This window comes from Paenarthrobacter sp. NPDC091669 (genome assembly GCF_044756725.1).
GTDB classification, from domain to species: Bacteria; Actinomycetota; Actinomycetes; order Actinomycetales; family Micrococcaceae; genus Arthrobacter; species Arthrobacter bambusae_C.
The window spans coordinates 370024-394388 of record NZ_JBIVTK010000002.1 but is presented as its reverse complement, the minus strand read 5'-3'; the positions used below and the strand labels follow the sequence as shown (position 1 = coordinate 394388).

Annotated in this window: 30 protein-coding genes; 1 reads left to right on the top strand and 29 read right to left on the bottom strand. The window is 61.0% G+C overall.

Annotated features, from left to right (window positions below):
- Positions 1-2: 2 nt before the first annotated feature.
- The 23 genes from ACIQLI_RS04780 to rpsJ form a co-directional block, all read right to left on the bottom strand.
- The gene (locus ACIQLI_RS04780; RefSeq protein WP_400385527.1) at positions 3-1046 is read right to left on the bottom strand and encodes a 3-oxoacyl-ACP synthase III family protein; all 1044 of its coding nucleotides are present in this window, start codon (positions 1044-1046) and stop codon (positions 3-5) included.
- Between the two features lie 112 nt (positions 1047-1158).
- Positions 1159-1728 carry an adenylate kinase gene (locus tag ACIQLI_RS04775; protein WP_400385802.1) on the bottom strand — a complete coding sequence of 190 codons (570 nt, stop codon included), beginning with the start codon at positions 1726-1728 and terminating at the stop codon, positions 1159-1161.
- A gap of 5 nt (positions 1729-1733) precedes the next feature.
- Positions 1734-3044 (bottom strand): preprotein translocase subunit SecY, encoded by a 1311-nt coding sequence (gene secY, locus ACIQLI_RS04770; RefSeq protein ID WP_024817581.1) that lies wholly within the window; start codon positions 3042-3044, stop codon positions 1734-1736.
- A 187-nt stretch (positions 3045-3231) separates the two neighbouring features.
- The gene (gene rplO, locus ACIQLI_RS04765; RefSeq protein WP_207594235.1) at positions 3232-3714 is read right to left on the bottom strand and encodes a 50S ribosomal protein L15; all 483 of its coding nucleotides are present in this window, start codon (positions 3712-3714) and stop codon (positions 3232-3234) included.
- On the bottom strand, positions 3714-3920 hold the full coding sequence (gene rpmD, locus ACIQLI_RS04760) for a 50S ribosomal protein L30 (protein ID WP_089595794.1): 207 nt from the start codon (positions 3918-3920) through the stop codon (positions 3714-3716). Before rpmD ends, rplO begins: the two co-directional genes overlap by 1 nt.
- A 2-nt stretch (positions 3921-3922) precedes the next feature.
- On the bottom strand, positions 3923-4594 hold the full coding sequence (rpsE, locus tag ACIQLI_RS04755) for a 30S ribosomal protein S5 (protein WP_198318248.1): 672 nt from the start codon (positions 4592-4594) through the stop codon (positions 3923-3925).
- A 29-nt stretch (positions 4595-4623) separates the two neighbouring features.
- The gene (gene rplR, locus ACIQLI_RS04750; RefSeq protein WP_089595796.1) at positions 4624-5007 is read right to left on the bottom strand and encodes a 50S ribosomal protein L18; all 384 of its coding nucleotides are present in this window, start codon (positions 5005-5007) and stop codon (positions 4624-4626) included.
- A 3-nt stretch (positions 5008-5010) separates the two neighbouring features.
- Positions 5011-5547: a 50S ribosomal protein L6 gene (rplF, locus tag ACIQLI_RS04745; protein WP_089595797.1), complete on the bottom strand. Its 537-nt coding sequence runs from the start codon at positions 5545-5547 to the stop codon at positions 5011-5013.
- An 18-nt stretch (positions 5548-5565) separates the two neighbouring features.
- On the bottom strand, positions 5566-5964 hold the full coding sequence (rpsH, locus tag ACIQLI_RS04740; RefSeq protein ID WP_089595798.1) for a 30S ribosomal protein S8: 399 nt from the start codon (positions 5962-5964) through the stop codon (positions 5566-5568).
- 78 nt (positions 5965-6042) lie between these two features.
- Positions 6043-6621 carry a 50S ribosomal protein L5 gene (gene rplE / locus ACIQLI_RS04735; RefSeq protein ID WP_026546299.1) on the bottom strand — a complete coding sequence of 193 codons (579 nt, stop codon included), beginning with the start codon at positions 6619-6621 and terminating at the stop codon, positions 6043-6045.
- Complete coding sequence (gene rplX / locus ACIQLI_RS04730) at positions 6621-6980, bottom strand: 50S ribosomal protein L24 (protein ID WP_062073171.1); 360 nt, start codon at positions 6978-6980, stop codon at positions 6621-6623. The genes rplE and rplX overlap by 1 nt, the downstream gene beginning before the upstream one ends.
- Before the next feature lie 3 nt (positions 6981-6983).
- Positions 6984-7352 (bottom strand): 50S ribosomal protein L14, encoded by a 369-nt coding sequence (gene rplN / locus ACIQLI_RS04725; RefSeq protein ID WP_003803789.1) that lies wholly within the window; start codon positions 7350-7352, stop codon positions 6984-6986.
- 353 nt (positions 7353-7705) lie between these two features.
- Positions 7706-8002, bottom strand: coding sequence for a 30S ribosomal protein S17 (gene rpsQ, locus ACIQLI_RS04720; protein WP_011775587.1), 297 nt, complete (start codon positions 8000-8002; stop codon positions 7706-7708).
- Positions 7999-8319: a 50S ribosomal protein L29 gene (gene rpmC / locus ACIQLI_RS04715; RefSeq protein ID WP_014922387.1), complete on the bottom strand. Its 321-nt coding sequence runs from the start codon at positions 8317-8319 to the stop codon at positions 7999-8001. Before rpmC ends, rpsQ begins: the two co-directional genes overlap by 4 nt.
- 2 nt (positions 8320-8321) lie before the next feature.
- Positions 8322-8738, bottom strand: a complete 417-nt coding sequence (rplP, locus tag ACIQLI_RS04710) for a 50S ribosomal protein L16 (protein ID WP_003803795.1) — start codon at positions 8736-8738, stop codon at positions 8322-8324.
- On the bottom strand, positions 8739-9560 hold the full coding sequence (rpsC, locus tag ACIQLI_RS04705; RefSeq protein ID WP_354230508.1) for a 30S ribosomal protein S3: 822 nt from the start codon (positions 9558-9560) through the stop codon (positions 8739-8741).
- Complete coding sequence (gene rplV, locus ACIQLI_RS04700) at positions 9561-9926, bottom strand: 50S ribosomal protein L22 (RefSeq protein ID WP_011775590.1); 366 nt, start codon at positions 9924-9926, stop codon at positions 9561-9563.
- Between the two features lie 38 nt (positions 9927-9964).
- Positions 9965-10246 carry a 30S ribosomal protein S19 gene (gene rpsS / locus ACIQLI_RS04695; RefSeq protein WP_011775591.1) on the bottom strand — a complete coding sequence of 94 codons (282 nt, stop codon included), beginning with the start codon at positions 10244-10246 and terminating at the stop codon, positions 9965-9967.
- Between the two features lie 12 nt (positions 10247-10258).
- The gene (gene rplB, locus ACIQLI_RS04690) at positions 10259-11098 is read right to left on the bottom strand and encodes a 50S ribosomal protein L2 (RefSeq protein ID WP_011775592.1); all 840 of its coding nucleotides are present in this window, start codon (positions 11096-11098) and stop codon (positions 10259-10261) included.
- A 29-nt stretch (positions 11099-11127) separates the two neighbouring features.
- Complete coding sequence (rplW, locus tag ACIQLI_RS04685; RefSeq protein ID WP_011775593.1) at positions 11128-11433, bottom strand: 50S ribosomal protein L23; 306 nt, start codon at positions 11431-11433, stop codon at positions 11128-11130.
- Positions 11430-12047, bottom strand: a complete 618-nt coding sequence (rplD, locus tag ACIQLI_RS04680; protein ID WP_089595800.1) for a 50S ribosomal protein L4 — start codon at positions 12045-12047, stop codon at positions 11430-11432. The genes rplW and rplD overlap by 4 nt, the downstream gene beginning before the upstream one ends.
- A gap of 4 nt (positions 12048-12051) precedes the next feature.
- Positions 12052-12702 carry a 50S ribosomal protein L3 gene (gene rplC / locus ACIQLI_RS04675; RefSeq protein ID WP_026539807.1) on the bottom strand — a complete coding sequence of 217 codons (651 nt, stop codon included), beginning with the start codon at positions 12700-12702 and terminating at the stop codon, positions 12052-12054.
- A 17-nt stretch (positions 12703-12719) separates the two neighbouring features.
- On the bottom strand, positions 12720-13028 hold the full coding sequence (gene rpsJ, locus ACIQLI_RS04670; RefSeq protein ID WP_003803825.1) for a 30S ribosomal protein S10: 309 nt from the start codon (positions 13026-13028) through the stop codon (positions 12720-12722).
- Positions 13029-13422: 394 nt separating this feature from the next.
- On the opposite strand from rpsJ, the gene ACIQLI_RS04665 reads away from it, so the two are divergent.
- Positions 13423-14856, top strand: a complete 1434-nt coding sequence (locus tag ACIQLI_RS04665) for a GH1 family beta-glucosidase (protein ID WP_400385514.1) — start codon at positions 13423-13425, stop codon at positions 14854-14856.
- Positions 14857-14904: 48 nt separating this feature from the next.
- Here ACIQLI_RS04665 and ACIQLI_RS04660 read toward each other — a convergent pair whose 3' ends face one another.
- The 6 genes from ACIQLI_RS04660 to rpsL all read right to left on the bottom strand — a co-directional run bounded on the left by ACIQLI_RS04660 (position 14905) and on the right by rpsL (position 24100).
- The gene (locus tag ACIQLI_RS04660) at positions 14905-15030 is read right to left on the bottom strand and encodes a hypothetical protein (RefSeq protein WP_268825391.1); all 126 of its coding nucleotides are present in this window, start codon (positions 15028-15030) and stop codon (positions 14905-14907) included.
- 28 nt (positions 15031-15058) lie between these two features.
- Positions 15059-19492, bottom strand: coding sequence for a hypothetical protein (locus ACIQLI_RS04655; protein ID WP_400385511.1), 4434 nt, complete (start codon positions 19490-19492; stop codon positions 15059-15061).
- 155 nt (positions 19493-19647) lie between these two features.
- Positions 19648-20838: an elongation factor Tu gene (tuf, locus tag ACIQLI_RS04650; RefSeq protein ID WP_011775598.1), complete on the bottom strand. Its 1191-nt coding sequence runs from the start codon at positions 20836-20838 to the stop codon at positions 19648-19650.
- Between the two features lie 231 nt (positions 20839-21069).
- On the bottom strand, positions 21070-23184 hold the full coding sequence (gene fusA, locus ACIQLI_RS04645) for an elongation factor G (RefSeq protein ID WP_089595803.1): 2115 nt from the start codon (positions 23182-23184) through the stop codon (positions 21070-21072).
- Positions 23185-23253: 69 nt separating this feature from the next.
- Positions 23254-23724 carry a 30S ribosomal protein S7 gene (rpsG, locus tag ACIQLI_RS04640; protein ID WP_003803829.1) on the bottom strand — a complete coding sequence of 157 codons (471 nt, stop codon included), beginning with the start codon at positions 23722-23724 and terminating at the stop codon, positions 23254-23256.
- A 1-nt stretch (position 23725) separates the two neighbouring features.
- The gene (gene rpsL / locus ACIQLI_RS04635) at positions 23726-24100 is read right to left on the bottom strand and encodes a 30S ribosomal protein S12 (protein WP_009358312.1); all 375 of its coding nucleotides are present in this window, start codon (positions 24098-24100) and stop codon (positions 23726-23728) included.
- Positions 24101-24365: the final 265 nt, after the last annotated feature.

Here is a 24365-nt window from a genome sequence, read left to right as displayed (position 1 = left end):
CGTCACAGCCGCACCACGGCTATACCCAGGCTGACGCCGCCGGCCAATCCCACCAAAGCGACGAGGTCACCTGGTCCACACCGTCCGCTGTCCATGGCCAGTTTCAGTTGCAGCGGCAGGCTGACGGACGCCAGGTTACCGAAATCCTCCACGGAAGGGACAAGCAATTCGCTCGGGACGCCTGCGCGCTCAGCGAAGATCGCCCGGTAGGGAGCACTGACTTGATGAACACACACCACGGCGAAATCCGTCCATGACAGGTCAAGCCGCTCCAGCGTCTGGTCAAGAACCTCACACCCAAGATCCAGGAACGCGTCCTTCAGCTTTTCACCGTCCATGGAGAAATAGCTGGCCTCGGGATCGCGGGGAAATGCGGAACCTCCCGCTGAGAGCGTACCCACAGACCAGTGGCTGCTCCGTGCGGTGAAAGCCAGGGACAGGATCCCGGCCGCCTCTTCGGGTCTTGGCGGCTCCCGGTCTGCCGCCTCAAGCAAAACTGCGGCACCGCCGTCGCTCATGGTGTATCCGGGAAAACTGGACGCAAAAGTCTCAAAGTCCGGGACCTTCCACCGCACCGCCCTGGACGGCGATTCACCGGTGGCCACCAGCACGCGGGCATAGCGCCCCGTAGCGATCAGGGAGTCCGCCACTTCGAGGCCGTTGAGGAAACTGTTGCAGGCGTTCTTGACGTCCATGACCGGACAGGCAAGCCCCAACTTTGCCGCGACCATATGTCCGGTAGCCGGCTCCACCATGTCCTGACTGGCCGAAGCAAAGATCAAGAGGTCTACTTCCGGAGCCTGCAGTCCGCACTCAGCCATCACCTTGGCCGCAGCGTTGGCCGCCAGGTCCGATGCTTGTTCGGCATCAGCCATGACACTGCGGGAACGGATTCCCGTGACACGCCCGATCAGGCCCCTCGGCACCCGGAAACCCGGGCTGCTCTCAGCGATACGGCGCTCGACGGCGGCTGTCTCCAGCCGGGCGGGCGGCAGGTAGACCTCGAGCCCCGAAATCCGGCTGTGCCCAGATAAAGCAGTTTGCATGCGGTTCCCCCAACAGTCTGCCGCGAAACGAAAAATGGGTGTGTCCCGCACCAATGGTACGGGACACACCCTTTGCTCCAGAGCCGGGCGAACCGGCTATGTGGAAAACATGCTAGACGGTCTTGGCCGACTCAATCGCTGTGAGGACACGATCGGTAACTTCATCGATACCGCCAATGCCATCAACCTGCGTGAGGATGCCGCGCTCGGCGTACTTGGCCACAACGGCTTCGGTTTGTTCGTGGTACAGATCGAGACGGTGACGGATCACGGTCTCGTTGTCATCGGAACGTCCGGTTTCCTTGGCACGGCCAAGGAGACGGGTCACCAGTTCTTCGTCATCGGCAGTCAGCTGGAGCACGACGTCGAGCTCCTGCTGGCCTTCGGCGAGGATCTGGTCCAGGTAGTCAACCTGGGCCGTGGTGCGCGGGTAACCGTCCAGGAGGAAGCCGTTCTCCACGTCGCTCTGGCTCAGGCGGTCCCGAACCATGTCGTTCGTGACGCTGTCCGGAACGAAGTCGCCTGCGTCCATGTACTTCTTGGCTTCAATGCCCAAGGGTGTTTCGCCCTTGACGTTGGCACGGAAGATGTCGCCGGTGGAAATGGCGACTACGCCGAGGCGCTCGGAAATCCGCTCGGCCTGCGTACCCTTGCCCGAACCGGGAGGTCCAATGATCAGCATTCTCGTCATCGCAAAAGCCCTTCGTAGTGACGTTGTTGTAGCTGCGCATCAATCTGCTTGACGGTTTCCAGGCCGACACCCACCATGATCAGGATTGAGGTGCCACCGAACGGGAAGTTCTGGTTGGCGTTGATCAGGACGAGTGCAACCAGCGGAATCAACGCCACGAAGCCCAGGTAGAGGGCTCCAGGCAGGGTGATCCTGGAAAGCACGTACTGCAGGTAGTCCGCGGTCGGTTTACCCGCCCGGATGCCCGGAATGAACCCGCCGTACTTCTTCATGTTGTCCGACACTTCTTCAGGGTTGAAGGTGATGGCTACATAGAAGTACGTAAAGAACACGATCATGGCGAAGTAGAGCGCCATGTAGATGGGGTGGTCGCCACGGGTGAGGTTGTTGTTGATCCACTCAACCCACGGGGCCATCTGCTCCCCTGGCGCCGGCTGGTTGAACTGTGAAATCAGCCCGGGCAGGTAGAGCATGGAGGACGCAAAGATGACAGGCACGACGCCGGCCATGTTCACCTTGATGGGAATGTAGGTGCTGGTACCGCCCACTGTGCGACGGCCAATCATGCGCTTCGCATACTGGACCGGAACACGGCGCTGGGACTGCTCCACGAAAACGACCAATGCCACAGTCAGCAGGCCTACAGCCAGAACGGTGAAGAAGGTGCCGGGACCCTTGCTCTCCCAGATGGAACCCAGCGAACCCGGGAAGCTTGCAGCAATGGAGGTGAAGATGAGCAGCGACATACCGTTGCCCACACCCTTCTCCGTCACCAGCTCGCCCATCCACATGATGAGGCCGGTGCCGGCCGTCAAGGTGATGATGATGAGGATGGTGGTCATGATGCTCTCATCAGGGATGATGGGCAGGTTGCAGCCCGGGAGCAGTTGACCGGACCGGGCCAGGGACACCAGGGTGGTGGCGTTCAGCAGGCCGAGGGCGATAGTGAGGTACCGGGTGTACTGGGTCAACTTTGACTGTCCCGAGGAACCCTCTTCGTAGAGCTGCTGGAACCGGGGAATGACCACCCGAAGCAGCTGCACGATGATGCTCGCCGTGATGTAGGGCATGATGCCCAAGGCAAAGACTGAGACCTGCAGCAACGCGCCGCCGCTGAACAAGTTCACCAGCTGGTAGATGCCCTGCGAGGTGTCACCGGTGTTCAAGCATTGCTGGACATTCTGGTAGTTCACACCAGGCGAGGGGATAAAAGCTCCCAAGCGGAAGATTGTGATGATTCCCAGCGTGAACAACAACTTGCGTCGCAAATCAGGCGTCCGAAACGCCCGGCCGAATGCGCTTAGCAAGCGTCCTCCTGAGTAGAAAGTACAAGGATGTGATCGGGCTCAATGAAACCCAACAACCGAGTCTAACTGCTTGTGACGCCGTCGTAATAATCGAGAGTCCACAACCACCAAAAAAATCCCGGTACACAAGGCCGAAGCCCCGCGTACCGGGATCCTTTTTTACAACGGGCATCTGCCCCACAGGCTCTTAGAGAGCAGTGGTGCTTCCGCCTGCTGCAGCAATCTTCTCCGTTGCGCTGGCGGAGAATGCGTGGGCCGTTACATCAACCTTGACGGTGATGTCGCCGGTGCCAAGCACCTTCACGGGCTGGTTCTTGCGAACGGCACCCTTCTCAACCAGGGACTCAACGGTGACAGCGCCACCTTCCGGGAACAGCTCATTGAGCTTCTCCAGGTTTACAACCTGGAACTCAACCCGGAACGGGTTCTTGAAGCCGCGCAGCTTCGGCAGGCGCATGTGCAGCGGCAGCTGGCCGCCGGCAAAGCCAGCCTTTACCTGGTAGCGGGCCTTCGTACCCTTGGTACCGCGACCAGCGGTCTTACCCTTGGAGCCTTCACCACGACCAACACGGGTCTTGGCGGTCTTGGCACCCGGGGCGGGACGCAGGTGGTGGACCTTCAGAGCGTTCTGCTTCTCAGCAGTCTCTGCGGCGGTCTTGTTCTCTGCCATTACTTCGCCTCCTCTACATTCACGAGGTGCGGAACCGTGTTCAACATTCCAACGGTCACGGCATCAGCGGAGCGGACAACAGTGTGTCCGATGCGCTTGAGTCCGAGTGACCGAAGGGTGGCGATCTGGTTCTGCTTGGCGCCAATGACGCCCTTGATCTGGGTGATTTCCAACTTGGCGTCGGAAGGAGTCAGGTTCTTAGCCATGACTAAACACCTGCCTTCTGGTTCTGGAGCGCGCGCACCAGAGCAGCAGGAGCAACCTCGTCCAGCGGCAGGCCACGGCGGGCAGCCACGGAAGCGGGCTCTTCGAGCTGCTTCAGAGCGGCAACGGTCGCGTGAACGATGTTGATCGCGTTGGAAGAACCGAGCGACTTGGAGAGGATGTCGTGGATGCCCACGCACTCCAATACCGCGCGGACCGGGCCACCGGCGATAACACCGGTACCGGCGGAAGCCGGACGCAGCAGGACTACGCCTGCAGCAGCCTCACCCTGCACACGGTGCGGGATGGTGCTGCCAACGCGGGGAACGCGGAAGAAGGACTTCTTGGCCTCTTCAACGCCCTTGGCGATAGCAGCGGGAACTTCCTTGGCCTTGCCGTAGCCCACGCCCACCATACCGTTGCCGTCACCGACGACGACGAGAGCGGTGAAGCTGAAGCGACGACCACCCTTGACGACCTTGGCAACGCGGTTGATGGTGACAACGCGCTCTACGAACTGGCTCTTCTCAGCCTCACGACCGCCGTCGCGGCCACCACGGCCACCACGGTCGCCGCGGCCCTGGCCACGGTCGCCGCGCTCGCCACGACGTCCGCCGCGGCGGTCATCGGCAGCGGGTGCGGTCTCAGTTGCTTCAGCAGCTACAGCTTCAGTCACCTGAATGTCCTTTTCGTTATTTTCAACGGTCACAGTGCCAGCCCACCTTCGCGAGCACCGTCAGCGACGGCGGCGATGCGGCCGTGGTACTTGTTACCGCCACGGTCGAAGACAACAGCCTCGACGCCTGCAGCCTTGGCGCGCTCTGCAACGAGCTCGCCGACGCGCTTGGCCTTGGCAGTCTTGTCTCCGTCGAATGCGCGAAGGTCAGCTTCCAGGGTGGAAGCGTAAGCCACGGTTACACCCTTGCTGTCATCGACAACCTGGACGAATACGTGACGTGCCGAACGGTTGACGACCAGACGAGGACGTACAGCCGTACCGGTGATGCGCTTGCGGATACGAAGCTGGCGGCGGCTGCGTGCAGCAGACTTGCTCTTGTTCGTACGCTTCTTGTTAATTGCGATGGCCATGGTTTACTTACCAGCCTTTCCGACCTTGCGGCGGATGACTTCGCCGGCGTAACGGACACCCTTGCCCTTGTAGGGGTCAGGCTTGCGCAGCTTGCGAATGTTGGCAGCAACCTCGCCGACCTGCTGCTTGTTGATACCCGAAACAGAGAGCTTGGTCGGACCCTCTACTACGAAGGTGATGCCTTCGGGTGCAGAGACGTTAACCGGGTGGCTGTAGCCCAGAGCGAACTCCAGGTCAGAACCCTTGGCCTGAACGCGGTAACCAGTACCAACGATTTCAAGCTTCTTCTCATAGCCCTCGGTAACGCCCTGAATCATGTTGGCGATCAGGGTGCGGGTCAGGCCGTGCAGCGAACGCGAGTTGCGCTCGTCGTTCGGGCGGGTGACCGTCAGGGTGTTCTCTTCCTGGGTAACCTCGATCGGGCTGGCCACAGTGTGGCTCAGCTCGCCTTTGGCACCTTTGACGTTGATGACGGAGCCATCAAGCTTGACCTCAACTCCGGCAGGAACGGTGATGGGGAGACGTCCAATACGTGACATTATTCTCTTCCTTTCCCGTTACCAGACGTACGCGAGGACTTCGCCGCCCACGCCCTTCTTGCCGGCCTGCTTGTCAGTCAGGAGGCCGGAAGAGGTGGACAGGATTGCGACACCCAGGCCACCCAGCACGTGCGGCAGGTTGGTGGACTTCGCGTAAACGCGGAGACCCGGCTTGGAGATGCGGCGGACGCCAGCGATGGAACGCTCGCGGTTCGGACCGAACTTCAGGTCGATGGTCAGCTTCTTGCCAACCTCGGCGTCTTCTTCCTTCCAGCCGGCAATGTAGCCTTCTGCCTTCAGGATGTCAGCAACGCGTGCCTTCAGTTTGCTGTACGGCATGGACACGGTGTCGTGGTATGCCGAGTTTGCATTGCGCAGACGCGTGAGCATGTCTGCGACAGGATCTGTCATAGTCATTTGGGCTATAGCCCTTCCTCGTACCGGTTTCCGCTGCGCCGGCTATCAAGAGCCTGCGAAGACGGACCTGTCACGTAGTTAGTTTTCGGTCTTGAACGGGAAACCAAGCGCCTTGAGCAGCGCGCGGCCTTCGTCATCGGTCTTGGCGGTGGTGACGACCGTGATGTCCATACCGCGAACGCGGTCGATGGAGTCCTGGTCGATCTCGTGGAACATAACCTGCTCGGTCAGACCGAAGGTGTAGTTGCCGTTGCCATCGAACTGCTTGCCGTTGAGGCCGCGGAAGTCACGGATACGCGGCAGAGCCAGCGAAACCAGACGATCCACGAATTCCCACATGCGGTCTCCACGCAGAGTTGCGTGTGCACCGATCGGCATGCCTTCGCGCAGCTTGAACTGTGCGATTGACTTGCGGGCCTTGGTTACCTGCGGCTTCTGGCCAGTGATCAGGGTGAGGTCGCGGACAGCGCCGTCGATCAGCTTGGAGTCCTTGGCGGCATCTCCAACACCCATGTTCACTACAACCTTGACCAGGCGGGGAACCTGGTTGACGTTCGCGTAGCTGAATTCCTCCTGCAGGGACTTCTTGATGGTCTCTGCATACTTGGTCTTCAGACGCGGAACGATCTTCACTGGAGTCTCGAGAGTCTCAGTCATTAGATGTCCTTCCCGGTGGCCTTGGACACGCGGATACGGACGGTCTTGGTAGCGCCATCCTTCTCAACGGTGTCGAGACGGAAACCAACACGGGTCGGCTTCTTGGTCGACGGGTCAACCAGAGCAACGTTGGAAACGTGGATCGGGGCCTCAACGACCTCAATGCCACCGGTCTTGGTGCCGCGCTGCGACTGACCGACCTTGGTGTGCTTGGTGACGCGGTTGATTCCCTCTACCAGCACGCGGTTGGTGTCCGGGAATACGCGCAGAACCTTGCCCTGCTTGCCGCGGTCTCCGCCGCGTTCCTGCTTGGCGCCGGTGATGACCTGAACGAGGTCACCCTTCTTGATCTTAGCCATGGACTAAAGCACCTCCGGGGCCAGCGAAACGATCTTCATGAACTTCTTGTCGCGAAGTTCACGACCAACCGGGCCGAAGATACGGGTACCGCGGGGGTCACCGTCGTTCTTCAGGATCACAGCTGCGTTTTCGTCAAACTTGATGTAGGAACCATCCGCACGGCGGCGTTCCTTCTTGGTACGAACGATGACAGCCTTGACGACGTCACCCTTCTTTACGTTGCCGCCAGGGATAGCGTCCTTGACGGTAGCGACGATCACGTCGCCAATGCCTGCGTAGCGACGACCAGATCCACCGAGAACGCGAATGGTAAGGATTTCCTTAGCACCCGTGTTGTCGGCGACCTTGAGTCGCGACTCCTGCTGAATCAATTTCTACTCCTTGCGTCGCGCCGGTTCTCAGACCGAAATCATGCATACGGAATGAGCCTTGCGGAACGGTTGATCGGGGTGTCTCTTGACCTGCCTGGATTTTGCCAGTACAGGCCTAAACGCCCGTGCCACAAGCATCAGCTTCCCTTGCAGAAAACTCTGCGCGGGGCAGTATGCAGCGGCACGATTGTTTACGAGGTAGTTGACGGCGCACAAGTGGCGCCATACAAACTCAATATCCTAGCACGTTTACGGCCTGAAGCCGAAACGGCCGGAGATGCGGAAAGGCCCGCATTCCCTGGGGAACACGGACCTTTCCAGTGAATCACTGCCAGGCATGCCTGGCGTCGGATTTACTTGGCCTTTTCGAGGATCTCTACCAGACGCCACCGCTTGGTAGCGGACAGCGGGCGGGTCTCAGAGATGAGAACGAGGTCGCCGATGCCGGCGGTGTTCTCTTCGTCGTGAGCCTTGATCTTCGAGGTGCGGCGAATAACCTTGCCGTACAGAGCGTGCTTCACGCGGTCTTCAACCTGAACAACGATGGTCTTTTCCATCTTGTCAGAGACAACGTAGCCGCGACGCGTCTTACGGTAACCGCGCTGTTCAGCGCTGGCTGCTGCTTCCGTCACAGTTTCCTTCTCGCTCACTTGGCGTCCTCTCCAGCTTCAACCTCGGCCTTTTCAGCCTTGGCAGCCTTTTTGGACTTCTTTTCTTCCTTGGCTTCCACAACCGGTGCGGCAACCTCGGCACGAATGCCCAGCTCGCGCTCACGGAGAACGGTGTAGATGCGTGCGATGTCCTTCTTTACCGCGCGCAGGCGACCGTGGTTCTCCAGCTGTCCGGTGGCGGACTGGAAACGCAGGTTGAACAGCTCTTCCTTGGACTTGCGGAGTTCTTCAACGAGACGCTCGTTGTCGAAACCGTCCAGCTGTGCGGGTGCGAGATCCTTCGACCCTACTGCCATTTCTATTCACCACCTTCGCGACGCACAATGCGTGCCTTCAACGGGAGCTTGTGGATTGCCAGGCGCAGGGCCTCGCGAGCTACCTCTTCATTGACACCGGAGAGTTCGAAGAGAACCCGGCCCGGCTTGACGTTTGCGACCCACCATTCCGGAGAACCCTTACCGGAACCCATACGGGTTTCAGCAGGCTTCTTCGTCAGCGGACGGTCCGGGTAGATGTTGATCCAGACCTTGCCGCCACGCTTGATGTGGCGGGTCATCGCGATACGAGCGGACTCGATCTGACGGTTGGTAACGTATGCCGGGCTCAGAGCCTGGATACCGTACTCACCGAAGCTGACCTTGGTGCCGCCCGTAGCAGCGCCGGAACGACCCGGGTGGTGCTGCTTACGGTGCTTGACTCGACGTGGGATAAGCATTTAAGCCTGTCCTCCTTCTGCTGCCGGAGCAGCAGCTTCAGCGGCCGGTGCTTCAACGGCAGCGGTTGCTGCCTCAGCTGCCGGACGGTCGTTACGACGACGGCGGTCGCCACCCGGGCGGCCCGGACGGTCTCCTGCACGGCCACGGGACGGAGCAGCAGCTGCCTGCTGAGCCAGTTCCTTGGCAGTTACGTCACCCTTGTAGATCCAAACCTTCACACCGATACGGCCGAAGGTGGTCTTGGCTTCGTAGAAGCCGTAGTCGATGTTCGCGCGGAGAGTGTGCAGGGGCACACGGCCTTCGCGGTAGAACTCCGAGCGGGACATTTCTGCGCCACCCAGACGGCCCGAGCAAGCAACACGGATGCCCTTGGCACCTGCACGCTGTGCGGACTGCATTGCCTTCTTCATCGCACGGCGGAAAGCCACGCGGGAAGTCAGCTGCTCAGCGATGCCCTGGGCAACAAGCTGTGCTTCCATCTCGGGGTTCTTGACCTCGAGGATGTTCAGCTGAACCTGCTTGCCGGTGAGCTTTTCGAGCTCGCCGCGGATGCGGTCTGCTTCAGCGCCGCGGCGGCCGATAACGATACCCGGGCGTGCCGTGTGGATGTCCACGCGGACACGGTCACGGGTGCGCTCGATCTCGACCTTGGCGATGCCGGCGCGCTCCATGCCGGTGGACATGAGCTGACGGATCTTGATGTCCTCGCGGACGAAATCCTTGTAGCGCTGTCCGGGCTTGGTGCTGTCAGCGAACCAGTGCGAAACGTGGTCGGTGGTGATGCCGAGTCGGAACCCGTGCGGGTTTACTTTCTGTCCCACTTAGCGAGCCTCCTCTTTCTCCGGGGTTGCGACAACCAGCGTGATGTGGCTGGTCCGCTTCCTAATGCGGTAGGCGCGGCCCTGGGCACGCGGCTGGAACCGCTTCATGGTCGGGCCTTCATCAACAAATGCTTCGGTGATGAAGAGGTCGCTGTCGTCGAATGCAACGCCGTCACGGTCCGCGAGGACACGTGCGTTGGCCATTGCCGACTGAAGTACCTTGAATACCGGCTCCGAAGCTGCCTGGGGGGCAAACTTCAGAATTGCCAGAGCCTCATTCGCTTGCTTACCACGAACAAGGTTGACGACGCGCCGGGCCTTCATAGGCGTTACGCGGATGTGACGCGCAATAGCCTTGGCTTCCATTGCTTTCCTTCTCTCGTCTAAGACGTAAAGTCAGGCGCCTAGCGGCGCTTGCCCTTACGGTCGTCCTTAACATGGCCGCGGAATGTCCGCGTGGGAGCGAATTCGCCGAGCTTGTGCCCGACCATCGACTCTGTGACAAACACCGGGATGTGCTTGCGTCCGTCGTGTACGGCGATCGTGTGCCCGAGCATGTCGGGGATGATCATCGAACGGCGGGACCAGGTCTTGATGACGTTCTTGGTGCCCTTATCGTTTTCCCGTGCGACCTTCACAAAGAGGTGCTGGTCAACGAAAGGACCTTTTTTCAGGCTGCGTGGCATGTGTCCAGGCTCCTATCGCTTGTTCTTGCCAGTACGGCGGCGACGAACAATAAGCTTGTCGCTCTCTTTGTTCGGACGGCGGGTACGGCCCTCGGGCTTGCCGTTCGGGTTAACCGGGTGACGTCCACCGGAAGTCTTACCTTCACCACCACCGTGCGGGTGGTCAACCGGGTTCATGGCTACACCACGGACGGTCGGGCGAACGCCCTTCCAGCGCATGCGGCCGGCCTTGCCCCAGTTGATGTTCGACTGCTCGGCGTTGCCCACCTCGCCGACGGTTGCGCGGCAGCGCACGTCAACGTTGCGGATTTCACCGGAGGGCAGACGCAGCTGGGCGAAACGGCCTTCCTTGGCAACGAGCTGTACCGAAGCACCTGCGGAACGAGCCATCTTGGCGCCGCCACCCGGACGCAGTTCAACTGCGTGGATTACGGTACCAACCGGGATGTTGCGCAGCGGCAGGTTGTTGCCCGGCTTGATGTCAGCGTCGGGACCAGCCTCGACGAAGTCACCCTGGGACAGCTTGTTAGGAGCGATGATGTAACGCTTGGTGCCATCAACGTAGTGCAGGAGTGCGATGCGAGCCGTGCGGTTCGGGTCGTACTCGATTTCGGCAACGCGGGCGTTGATGCCGTCCTTGTCGTGACGACGGAAGTCGATCAGACGGTACTGGCGCTTGTGCCCACCACCCTTGTGACGGGTGGTGATCTTACCGGAGTTGTTGCGGCCGCCAGTCTTGTGCAGCGGACGCAGCAACGACTTTTCCGGAGTCGATCGCGTGATTTCAGCAAAGTCGGCTACGCTCGAGCCACGACGGCCCGGGGTAGTCGGCTTGTATTTACGGATTCCCATAATTTATTTCCTCGTTAAAGTGGTCTCCGCTACGCGAGCGGACCGCCGAAGATGTCGATTGTGCCTTCTTTGAGGGTGACAATTGCACGCTTGGTGCTCTTGCGCTGACCCCAGCCGAATTTGGTGCGCTTGCGCTTACCGGCACGGTTGATGGTGTTGATCGAGTCAACCTTGACCGAGAAGATCTTCTCGACGGCCAATTTGATCTCGGTCTTGTTCGAGCGAGGGTCCACCAGGAAGGTGTACTTGCCTTCGTCGATCAGACCGTAGCTCTTTTCCGAAACGACGGGTGCAAGCACGACGTCGCGCGGGTCCTTGATGGTGGTTACGCTCACTTGGAGGCCTCCTCGTTCTTTGCCTTGTCAGCGACGAACGCCTCGAAAGCAGCCTTGGTGAAGACCACGTCGTCGGAGACAAGCACGTCGTAGGTGTTCAGCTGGTCTGCGTACAGAACGTGAACATCCTGGAGGTTGCGCACGGAAAGTGCAGCAACATCGTTGGCGCGCTCGATTACGACGAGCAGGTTCTTGCGCTCAGTGACGGAGCGCAGCGAAGCCAGTGCGTCCTTGGCGGACGGCTTGGTGCCGGCTACCAGTTCAGCGATGACGTGGATGCGGCCGTTGCGGGCGCGGTCAGACAGGGCGCCGCGGAGTGCAGCAGCCTTCATCTTCTTGGGGGTGCGCTGGCTGTAGTCACGAGGGGTCGGACCGTGGACAACGCCACCGCCGGTCATGTGAGGAGCACGGATTGAACCCTGACGGGCGCGGCCGGTGCCCTTCTGCTTGAACGGCTTGCGACCTGCACCGGAAACCTCGGCGCGGGTCTTCGTCTTGTGGGTACCCTGGCGTGCAGCAGCGAGCTGTGCGACGACGACCTGGTGCAGCAGCGGCACGTTGGTCTGGACGTCGAAGATCTCTGCAGGCAGGTCTACCTTGACAGTGCTAGTCATTGAACTAGGCTCCCTTCACGGCGGTGCGTACGAGTACGACCTGGCCGCGGGCGCCGGGAACGGCACCCTTGATAAGGAGCAGCGACTTCTCAACGTCAACAGCGTGAACCGTGAGGTTCAGCGTGGTGTGACGCTCGGCGCCCATGCGGCCGGCCATTTTCAGGCCCTTGAAGACGCGGCTCGGGGTGGATGCGCCACCGATGGAGCCAGGCTTACGGTGGTTCTTGTGGGCACCGTGGGAAGCGCCAACGCCGTGGAAGCCGTGACGCTTCATAACACCGGCGAAGCCCTTACCCTTTGAGGTGCCGACGACGTCGATCTTCTGGCCGGCTTCGAAGATCTCAACAGAGAGCTCCTGGCCCAGCTCGTAGGATGCGGCGTCTGCGGTACGCAGTTCGACGACGTGGCGGCGAGGGGTGACGCCGGCCTTTTCAAAGTGACCAGCCAGCGGCTTGGTGACCTTGCGGGGGTCGATCTGGCCGTAGCCGATCTGTACGGCGACGTAGCCATCTACCTCTGCATTGCGCAGCTGGGTGATGACGTTGGAGTCAGCCTGGACAACAGTTACCGGGATGAGCTTGTTGTTCTCGTCCCAGACCTGGGTCATGCCGAGCTTCGTGCCCAGCAGGCCCTTTACGTTACGGGTTGCGGTCATAGTCTCTCAGCACCTCCCTAGAGCTTGATTTCGATGTTCACGTCTGCAGGCAGATCGAGACGCATAAGCGAGTCGACGGCCTTCGGCGTGGGGTCGATGATGTCGATCAGACGCTTGTGAGTACGCATTTCGAAGTGCTCACGGCTGTCTTTGTACTTGTGAGGAGAGCGAATAACGCAGTAGACGTTCTTCTCTGTGGGCAGCGGCACCGGGCCGACTACCGTTGCGCCTGCGCGCGTGACCGTCTCAACGATCTTCCGCGCTGAAACATCAATGACCTCGTGGTCATATGACTTCAGCCGGATGCGGATTTTTTGTCCCGCCATGTCGCCTGACTCTCTTTCAGCTAGTGCTGCTCTAGTTAGGGCTGCTCTGTTTACTTACCTGTTGATGTGGCCGCCGAAGCGTTTGAGGATTTACCACCACACGCCGCACAAACTGAATCCGGATATTCCGGGTTCCTCAACCTGCCGGCGCACCGACCCCCGCGGTCGGGCGTGTCGCGATTTCCACGCAGACTCGACCGCATTCCATGGGGTTCAGGGTTATGTTTGGGCTTCAACCTGGACCCTGACACCCGGCATTATCCGGATCGGGACACGAAGAAGCGCTTGAACAACTCATCCAGTATGGCGGAAATATGAGGCAAAGGCCAATCGGCGGTATAAGCGCCCCCGCAGGACCATTGCCCGGGCGCCTGAGCCTGAGGAAGATGGGTGCATGACCGTCCAGGATTCAGGCTCCGTGGAAGATCTTGCCGCGCGCCTCCGTCCAGGTTTCACCCTGGGGGTAGCGGCGGCGGCTTTCCAGATTGAAGGATCCCTGACCGCTGATGGCCGCGGCCCTTCGGGTTGGGACGCCTTCGCGGAAAAGCCGGGAGCGATAGTCGACGGCGACTCCCCCACCGTAGCGTGCGACCATTACAACCGCTCCGATGAAGACATCGCCTTGATGCAGGAGCTTGGCGTGGACTCCTACCGCTTCTCGCTGTCCTGGCCACGGATCCAACCCGGCGGAAAGGGCTCCATCAATCAGCGCGGCCTGGATTTCTACGATCGCCTCATCGACAAACTCCTTGCCGCCGGCATCTCCCCCATGGCTACCCTGTTCCACTGGGACACCCCTTTGGAACTGGAGCATGCAGGCGGGTGGATGAACCGCGACACTGCCGAGCGCTTTGCTGTTTATTGCGCCGCCGCTGCAGACCGCTTCGGTGACCGTGTTGATCACTGGGTCACCATGAACGAACCCGTGTCTGTCACCGTGCAGGGGTACTCGTTGGGAGTACACGCGCCGGGCCGGCAACTGCTCTTCGATTCGCTGCCTGCGGCACATCATCAATTACTGGGACACGGAATGGCCGTCCGGGCCCTTCGGAACGCCGGCGTTAAGGGGCAGATCGGCGTGTCCAACATGCACTGCCCCGTCGAGTCCGCCAGCAACAGTCTTGGGGACCGGCTGATGACGCAGGCGCTGGACCTGATCCTCAACCGCATCTATGCCGACGCGATCCTCCTTGGCCAATACCCCAAGCCACCCTGGCCCATGAAGCCGTGGTTCCGCTCACTCGGCACCATCCATGATGGCGATCTTGAACTGATCAGCCAACCTTTGGACTTCTACGGGCTCAACTACTACTACCCCGTGAAGGTGGCAGCAGGCCCCGGGCCTGCGGAGATCCCCACGGGAAAGTCACCAGAGATGAGCGAAGTTCCCTTCCACCTGGCCGCCTACCAGGAGTTTGAAACCACCGGGTTCGGCTGGCCCGTCGCACCGGAGTATCTGGCGTTGCTGTTGCGCCAAATGAAGGACCGGTACGGGGACGCTCTTCCCCCGGTGTACATCACCGAAGGCGGGGCAAGTTTTCCGGAACCGCCCCACGTTGACGGCCCCCTCCAGGACACCAACCGTATTTCCTACCTCGCTGAGCACCTCGGCCACGCCCTGACAGCGACAGGCCCTGGAGGTATTGCCGAGGATGTGGATCTGCGCGGCTACTACGTCTGGACGCTGCTGGACAACTTTGAGTGGGCGGCCGGGTACTCACAGCGCTTCGGGTTGGTTCATGTGGACTTCCACACCCAGGAACGGACTCCCAAGGAGTCTTATTACTGGTTGCGTGCGCTGGAGCGGGCCCGCTCCCACGAACCGTAGGCCCCTGACCGCAGGCCCTTTATAGCCCAGTCCTGCTAAAAAGGCGGCCTACTTGTTCTTGTTGGCACGCCTGATGCGCTTGGCGCGTTCAATCTCGCTCCGGAAGTTCTTGCGGCCCCAAAGCACCCCGCCACCAATGGCGGCTATGACTGCCAGGAAAATCAGGAATTCCATACTGCGCTCCTCTTAGTAGAATGCCAGATTATCGGATACCGTCCCTATCCTGTTCCCACGGGGCATTGCCGGCCGATGCATTGTCCGGGTACACGCCGTTGGGGTTGACCTCGCCCGGCGACGCATTGCCCCGGTTGACGCCTTCGGGGCCGGCGCTGCCCGGCCCAAAGTTTTGCAGCGGCACACCACCCGGCCCAAAGTTCTGCGGCGGCACACCACCCGGCCCAAAGTTCTGCGGCTTCCGGTTCAGACGCCACACCGCCAGGACAATCAACGCCAGGGCGACGAGCGCAAGCATGGCGAAGGCGTACGAGCGCAGGGCCCACATGACACTGAGCGCAACGCCCACGGCGCCCCACCACACCATGACCCTTTCGGCCAGGAGTAGTCCGGCCACCAAAAGCACAGCGTGGCCCACCAGGACATACAACTGCTGCGGAGCACTTCCGCCAAAGATGGTCCCCAGGGAGGTCAAGGAAAGGGCGCCTGCGGCAATGGCCAACCGAAGCAAGCCTTCGCTTCGCTGCCGTCTCATATAGCGCAGCCCTGCTAAAACAGCCCCGGCAAGGACATACCACTGCACAGTCCAGAACCAGTCCGGCCCGGTGTCCCCCACAAAAAGCACCGCACGCTGGAGAGCGGCCAAGGAAGCCAGCGCCGCAATTTCCCCGGCAAGCCACTTGCTGGACGGTATTTCAACAACCACCAGAGCGCCGGTTGCCACCACCAGGACAAAACCGACCCATGATGTCTCGTCGCGGACCAATCCAACGGCGGCCGACGACGCCAGCGCCACGACCGCTGTTCCCGTCAGGGCGTTTCGCCTCAAGGGCTGCCCACCGATTGCTGCTCCTCCGAGCCGCTTCACCGCGTAAAGAAGCACTGCTGTTCCAACACCACCCACCAGCCAAGGTGCATAATTGCTCCACGCTCCAGGCGCCATGTCCCCGAGTAGACCTTCGACAGCGGGAACGGCGCCAACCAGCACTGACGGGGCGGCACCGAGGTAGAGGGCGGGCAAGTGTTCAACGTGCGAGGCAGTGAAAAGCACTGACGCAAAGACCAGCACCGCCAACCCAGTCAGTGAGTAGGACACGGCAAGGGTCAACAGACCACCGGTAACTACGAACGTCATCGCGGCAATGAACCAGAACCAGCGCTCCGCAACGTGGCCGGCAGCACCTTGCCCGGGACGGGCCGCGGCAAGCGCAACCCGGACAACCACGAGCACGACGGCGAGCCCCAAGAGCACCCCCGGTACCTGGGCCTTATCCAGCAGTGGCTGGTACAACCAGGTGCCCGACGGGAACGTCAGGGACGGACCGGAAGCAATCACACCGCCCACCACGGCAACGACACCGAAGTATTGGGTTCCCTGGACACCCAGAAGCCGCCAGGCGATCGCAGCGGAAGCCGCGCAGAGCCCCCACTCGACCATGACAACCCAGCGACCGCCGCCGTCGTAGCTCCCTGCCATGAGGTAAGCCGCGGGCAGCAGGAGCTGGGCAGCCACAGTAGCCCACACCACGGCCTGCTGGAAGGCAATGTCCACCCCACGACTTCTCTGGATCCAGGTCACAGCATGCTGCAGCACGAGGACCACAGCCATGGTCATGGAGACGGTGGTGGTCGACCCTGAAAGGTCCCACACCAGCACACCAATGAAGGCCAAAGACAAAACGCGGAGTCCCAGCATGTAGGCGCCCCGTACTAAACGGCCCTTTGCCACTGCCACCATGAAACCGCTGTAGGCCGCGAAAAGTCCCAGCAAAATCTCCACATCCCGCACACTTCCGAGCCGTAGAGCCAGGAGCAACATCAAGGCTGCCGGCGCAAAAAGCCATGCTGCCGGATGCCCCCGCAGGACTACGCCGGAGACAATTGCTGCAACTGCCGTCGCAATTGCTGCCACCCCAGGCTGCCAGCTTCCATCTGGGATTTGCTCCCCTGCGGCCATGGAAATCGTCAGGACCATGGCAGATCCTGCCATCACCGCCACCACCGCTCCGGCGTCGACCACGGAAGCGTGGGGGAAGCGCCGGCGGCTGCTTTGCTGCAGGGGAAGCACCAGTTGCAGGGCCGCCGCGGCAACTACGACCAAGGCCACCGTGGGTAGCTCGCCAGCCACGCTGACGCTCCAATCATGCCGTATCGCGTCAAAGTAGGCTGATCCGGCCAAGGTTGTGCCTGCGGCCCGTGCCAGCCACCAATAGGACTGGCGGTGGGAGGAAACAGGAATCCGGAAGGCCGTCGCCGCAAAGTATGCGACCGCTGCCAAGAGGACGACGTTGCCCAATGCCAGCGACACCGTGGCCGATGCCACCACGCCTGCAATGATGCCCGCCACCGGGGCAAGGGCCTCGCCCAGGGTAGGTCGCCAAGACCCAGCACCAGCTTTGCTTTGCGGGGTGGCTGGGAACATCAAAGCACCCGAAGCGACACCGGCGAACAACACCAACAGCACGGCGGTCGCCACGAGGGGATGTCCCGCAATACGGTCAACGAACGGCAGGACGAGCAGGCCCGCCATCGCCAGACCGCCGAATCCAGCAAGGGTCGCCTGTGGAACAAACAGCCGTGTTCCCGCACGTTCAAACCAGGCGCTGACCAGTTGCTGCACTGCAGCCGCAGCCACGAGCGCCACCACGGATATGGCAATCCTGTCCGGGTTTTCCGCAAAGACGCCAGCAGCCGCCGTAGGCACGGCCGCCGTCACGGAGATTCGTGCTGCAAGGACCAATGGCTGACGGAAAGCGGCCGGATGAGCAGCCGCCCGCACGGACCAGTACAGTGCGGTGGACGCCAGCAGCGCCGACACCGGCCATGCACCCAGCAAGCCCATGAACGGCAGGGAGACCGCAAGAACGACGCCCGGCGCAAACTCTGTGCCGCTGCCCAGTTTCCAGCCCACCACCATGGCGGTGACCATAGTGACCGTGAACGGAACGTAGACGGGTAACTCGTATGCCCCCAGGGCCAATACCACCGTCAGGATGGCTGCCGTCGCCAATTGCAAGCCCAGGCAGGACAGGGCGTCGTTCCACCAGTGCCGCAGCTTCAGGCGCTCTCCCCCGAGAGCAACCCCCAGGGACTGGACGCCGCAGCAAATGACCGCAGCAAACATCACTGAACTGACATCCGCGGTGGTGTCCCAGACCACTCCCAGCAACGCCAGCGTCAGCGTTGCGCGCGCTCCGTAGGCGTGCTGCAGCCTGTACCGGGCCTGTGGAATGAAGGCCATCACGGCGAAGTACATGCCGCACATCAGCATGACCAGCGGGTATTCGCCCTTGGCCAGGAGATGCGGCGTTACTGTGACCACAAGCGCCACCAACGGGACGACATAGGGATGGAGCACCATCAGCGGACGGACATAAAGTGGCGGCAGCCAACGGGGACGAATCAGTGCGCCCAGGGTCAGGACAATGGCTACCCCGATCAGCGCCGTGAAGTACCAGACCAAAGCGCCGCCCAGCATGGAAACTCCGGACCACGCGGTAGAGACAACGAAGCTGAGGGAAAGAAAGGCCAGGACCTTGTTATCAAGGCGAACCGCGGTATAGGCATACACCGCTGTTCCCAGCAGTGAGGTGACCAACCACGCGGCAGGACCGTTGGGCAACACAAAGTTGTACATGGCAAGGCCCGTCACGGGAATGAGCGCCAATCCCGTTCCGACGAAGGCGACTGCGGCTGGACGCAACCGCGGCATTTTGGCATGGATGACCAAACCGGCACCGTAGAACAGGGTGGTGATGAAGCAGATGCCCGCGAAGCGGAAGAACGCAGGGAGGCTGGTCCCCACAAAGAGGGCACCCGCAGCGACCAAAAGTAGACTGGCCACGTAGAGCGTGACGTTGATGTTCTGTTGGTCGCGCTTGGCTTTGCGCGCTGCCGCTTCCTCGGGAGTTTCCCGCCGTATTGGCGCTTGCTGGCCCCCTGCCCACTGCGGCTGTGCCGCCGTGACGGGACGCTGCGGGACCGCGGGAGGTTGAACACCCGACTGCGGCACGGGTACCTGCGCCGGGAATGGCGCCGTCAAGTGCGTCGGTGGAGGCACTGACGACGGCACGGGTACCTGCGCTGGGAATGGCGCCGTCACGTGCGTTGGTGGATGCACAGACGACGGCACGGGTGCCTGCGCTGGGAACGGCGCCGTCACGTGCGTTGGTGGATGCAATGGTGCCGATACGGGCGTCCCTGTGCGGCCAGCAACGGAGGTATCGGCAGCTCGAGCGACAGGCGGCGGGGAGGTCGACACCCCTGTTGCCCGAATCTTGGCCTCGGCGTCCCGCCAGCCGGCCATGTGGCCTGACAGATAGCCCGCCTGGTAGGCGCGGTGCTCTGCCATTCCCGTGGTGGCAGCGGCCGCCGCGGCATCCTTCCGGCCCCGGCTTCGGCCGATGGCACTGCTCACCGCCGCTGTCACAGCAAGGAGTATCAGTACTAGCAGAACTTCCATGGCTACTCCTTGACGTCACGGGAATCTGGCATTTCGCCCGCATTTATCCAATCGATAGAGTAACTGTACCAAAAAGAACCCCACCGCCGAAACGGTGGGGTCCTTCTTGAATGACTACCGGCTGGGCCGGAAGGTCACCGATCTACAAGTAGTGACTACTTGATGATGCTGGTGACACGTCCCGAACCAACGGTGCGGCCGCCTTCGCGGATAGCGAAGCCGAGGCCCTCTTCCATAGCGATCGGCTGGATGAGCGCAACGGTCATCTCAGTGTTGTCGCCAGGCATAACCATTTCCGTGCCTTCCGGCAGGGTGATAACGCCGGTTACGTCCGTGGTACGGAAGTAGAACTGCGGGCGGTAGTTGGAGTAGAACGGGTTGTGACGTCCGCCTTCGTCCTTGGAAAGGATGTAGACGTTAGCCTCGAAGTCGGTGTGCGGGGTGATGGAACCCGGCTTGACGACAACCTGGCCACGCTCGACATCGTCGCGCTTCAGACCGCGGAGCAGGAGGCCACAGTTCTCGCCGGCCCATGCTTCGTCGAGCTGCTTGTGGAACATCTCGATACCGGTAACCGTGGTCTTCTGGATCGGGCGGATGCCAACGATCTCAACCTCGGAGTTGATGGCGAGGGTTCCACGCTCGGCGCGGCCCGTAACAACGGTGCCACGACCGGTGATCGTGAAGACGTCTTCGATCGGCATCAGGAACGGCTTGTCGCGGTCACGTACGGGGTCCGGAACGGACTCGTCGACTGCTGCCATCAGGTCCTGGACGGACTTGACCCAAACCGGGTCGCCTTCCAGAGCCTTGAGGCCGGAAACGCGAACAACCGGAGCCTCATCGCCATCGAAGCCCTGCGAGCTCAGGAGCTCACGAACTTCCATTTCGACGAGGTCGAGGAGTTCTTCGTCATCAACCATGTCGGACTTGTTCAGTGCGACCAGCAGGTAGGGAACACCAACCTGGCGGGCGAGCAGAACGTGCTCACGGGTCTGAGCCATCGGACCATCGGTTGCAGCAACCACGAGGATTGCGCCGTCCATCTGGGCAGCACCGGTGATCATGTTCTTGATGTAGTCAGCGTGACCCGGGGCGTCTACGTGTGCGTAGTGGCGCTTCTCGGTCTGGTACTCCACGTGGGAGATGTTGATGGTAATACCACGCTGGCGCTCTTCCGGAGCAGAGTCAATCGACGCGAAGTCGCGCTGCTCGTTGAGATCCGGGTACTGGTCGTACAGCACCTTGGAAATGGCGGCAGTCAGCGTCGTCTTACCGTGGTCAACGTGACCAATGGTGCCGATGTTGACGTGCGGCTTAGTCCGCTCGAACTTTGCCTTTGCCACAGGTTCCTCCTAGAACGATTTCAAGTGAAGTGCTCCTCGGCCGCGCTTTTCGCGGCAGAAACTTTAGCAAGTCTACTTGGGGGCTTGGTTTTGGTGAAATTGCAGATTCAGGAACCAATAGTAGTTCCTCGAGTCTGTTTGCGCAGGGGCCGGGCCGCGGCTCTCGCCGCAGCCCCGCCTCACACGCTTAGATGCCTTCCCGATACCGGAATTGCATCCGTTACCGGGAGATTACTCGCCGCGGGTTTTCTGGATGATCTCGTCGGCAACTGCCTTCGGGACCTCCGCGTAGCTGTTGAACGTCATGGAGTACACAGCGCGACCCTGGGTCTTGGACCGGAGGTCACCGATGTAGCCGAACATGCCGGACAGCGGAACGTGTGCACGGATAACCTTCACACCTGCTGCGTCTTCCATGGACTGCATCTGGCCACGGCGGGCGTTCAGGTCACCAATAACATCACCCATGTATTCCTCAGGTGTGCGGACCTCAACATCCATCAGCGGTTCAAGCAGAACAGGGTTCGCCTTGCGTGCAGCTTCCTTGAAAGCCATACGGCCGGCGATCTTGAACGCCATTTCCGAGGAGTCAACATCGTGGGACGCGCCATCAATCAGCGTGGCCTTGATGCCGACAACCGGGTAACCGGCCAGGACGCCGTCGTTCAGTGCATCCTGAATACCAGCATCAACGGACGGGATGTATTCACGCGGAACGCGGCCACCAGTGACCTTGTTCTCGAATGCGTACAGCTCGCCGGAAGCGGTATCCATGGGCTCGATCGCGATCTGGATCTTTGCGAACTGACCCGAACCACCGGTCTGCTTCTTGTGCGTGTAGTCATGACGCTCGACTGCGCGCTTGATGGTTTCGCGGTATGCAACCTGCGGCTTGCCAACGTTTGCCTCGACCTTGAATTCGCGGCGCATGCGGTCCACCAGGATGTCCAGGTGGAGCTCGCCCATGCCGGCGATGATGGTCTGGCCCGTGTCTTCGTTGAGGGAGACCTGGAAGGTCGGGTCCTCAGCGGAGAGCTTCTGGATGGCCGTGGAGAGCTTCTCCTGGTCACCCTTGGTGTTGGGCTCGATGGCAACCGAGATCACGGGCTCCGGGAAGCTCATGGACTCGAGGACGATCTGGTTGTTGGAATCACACAGGGTGTCACCCGTGGTGGTGTCCTTCAGACCGATGGCTGCGTAGATGTGGCCGGCGGTAGCGCCCTCAACGGGCATTTCCTTGTTGGCGTGCATCTGGAACAGCTTGCCGATGCGTTCCTTCTTGCCCTTGGTGGAGTTGACCACCTGGGCGCCTGCCTCAACGTGACCGGAGTACACGCGGACGAAGGTCAGCTGACCGAAGAACGGGTGCGCAGCAATCTTGAAGGCGAGGGCCGAGAACGGCTCGTCAGCAGAGGGCTTGCGGGTGAGTTCCTTCTCTTCGTCGCGGGGATCGTGACCGATCATCGGCGGGACGTCGAGCGGGTTCGGCAGGAAGTCAACAACGGCGTCAAGCATCGGCTGGACACCGCGGTTCTTGAAGGCAGAACCACAGAACACCGGGTAGAGCTCGGAGTTGATGGTCATCTTGCGGATGCCGGCCTTCAGTTCCTCAAGGGTGAGTTCTTCACCTTCGAGGTACTTCTCCATGAGTTCTTCGGAAGCCTCGGCCACAGTCTCTACGAGCTGTGCACGGTACTCTTCAGCCTTGGCCTGGAGGTCCGCCGGGATTTCCTGCACTTCGTAGGAAGCGCCCATGGTGACGTCACCCTTTGCGTCGCCAGGCCAAACCAGGGCGCGCATTTCGAGGAGGTCAACAACACCGATGAAGTCGTTCTCAGCGCCGATGGGCAGCTGCATAACCAGCGGCTTGGCACCAAGGCGGGAGATGATGGTGTCTACGGTGAAGTAGAAGTCAGCGCCCAGCTTGTCCATCTTGTTGACGAAGCAGATACGCGGAACGTTGTACTTGTCAGCCTGGCGCCAAACAGTCTCGGACTGCGGCTCCACGCCTTCCTTGCCGTCGAACACTGCAACTGCACCGTCGAGGACGCGCAAGGAGCGCTCAACCTCAACCGTGAAGTCAACGTGGCCCGGGGTGTCGATGATGTTGATCTGGTTCTTGTCCCAGAAGCAAGTCACGGCGGCAGACGTGATGGTGATGCCGCGTTCCTTTTCCTGTTCCATCCAGTCAGTCGTCGAAGCGCCGTCGTGCGTCTCGCCGATCTTGTGGTTCACACCCGTGTAGAACAGGATGCGCTCGGTAGTGGTGGTCTTGCCGGCATCGATGTGGGCCATGATGCCGATATTGCGGACCTTATTAAGGTCGGTAAGCACGTCCTGTGCCACGGGGTCTCCCTTTCGGATGGACTACACGTTCGCCGCCGGCTCAGTGAGCCGGCGGCGTCCGGAAAGTTTTTACCAGCGGTAGTGTGCGAAGGCCTTGTTGGACTCGGCCATCTTGTGGGTGTCTTCGCGACGCTTCACAGCGGCACCAAGACCATTGGAGGCATCCAGGATTTCGTTCTGGAGGCGCTCGGTCATGGTCTTCTCGCGGCGGGCCTTGGAGTAGCCCACGAGCCAACGCAGAGCGAGGGCGGTGGAGCGACCCGGCTTGACCTCAACCGGAACCTGGTAGGTAGCGCCACCAACACGGCGTGAACGTACCTCGAGGGAAGGCTTGACGTTGTCCATGGCCTTCTTGAGAGCGGCAACGGGGTCGCCGCCGGACTTGGCACGTGCACCTTCAAGTGCACCGTAAACGATGCGCTCTGCGGTGGACTTCTTGCCGTCGACAAGAACCTTGTTGATCAGCTGCGTGACCAACGGGGAGCCGTAAACGGGATCGGAAACTAGCGGCCGCTTCGGGGCCGGACCCTTGCGAGGCATATTACTTCTTCTCCATCTTTGCGCCGTAACGGCTGCGAGCCTGCTTGCGGTTCTTGACACCCTGGGTGTCGAGTGCGCCGCGGACGATCTTGTAGCGGACACCCGGAAGGTCCTTCACACGACCACCACGGACGAGCACGATGGAGTGCTCCTGGAGGTTGTGGCCAACACCGGGGATGTAGGCGGTTACTTCTACGCCACCGTTGAGACGCACACGTGCCACCTTACGGAGAGCCGAGTTCGGCTTCTTGGGGGTGGTGGTGTAAACGCGGGTGCAAACACCGCGGCGCATCGGGCTGCCCTTCAGCGCGGGAGCCTTGGTCTTGGAGACCTTCGGCGTGCGGCCCTTGCGGACCAGCTGGTTAATCGTAGGCACTTTCGTGTTCTCCGTTGTTTGATCTCTGCCCCCACACACAGGCGCCAGCCTGGGTAAACGTGGGAACTTTGGCGTTGCTCGTGCAGCCGGCCGAAACTCCGGTAGGCGTGCAAAAGTGCGGCATTCGTTGCGCATGTTGCCCGCAACCCGGAAACAGGCTCCACCCAGCACCATGAGAACAAAACCAAAATGATGCTGCGGCGGCCTTCATCCACTGCCACACAGAACAATTACCAAAAGTCTAGCACGGCTTGATCTAGGGCCT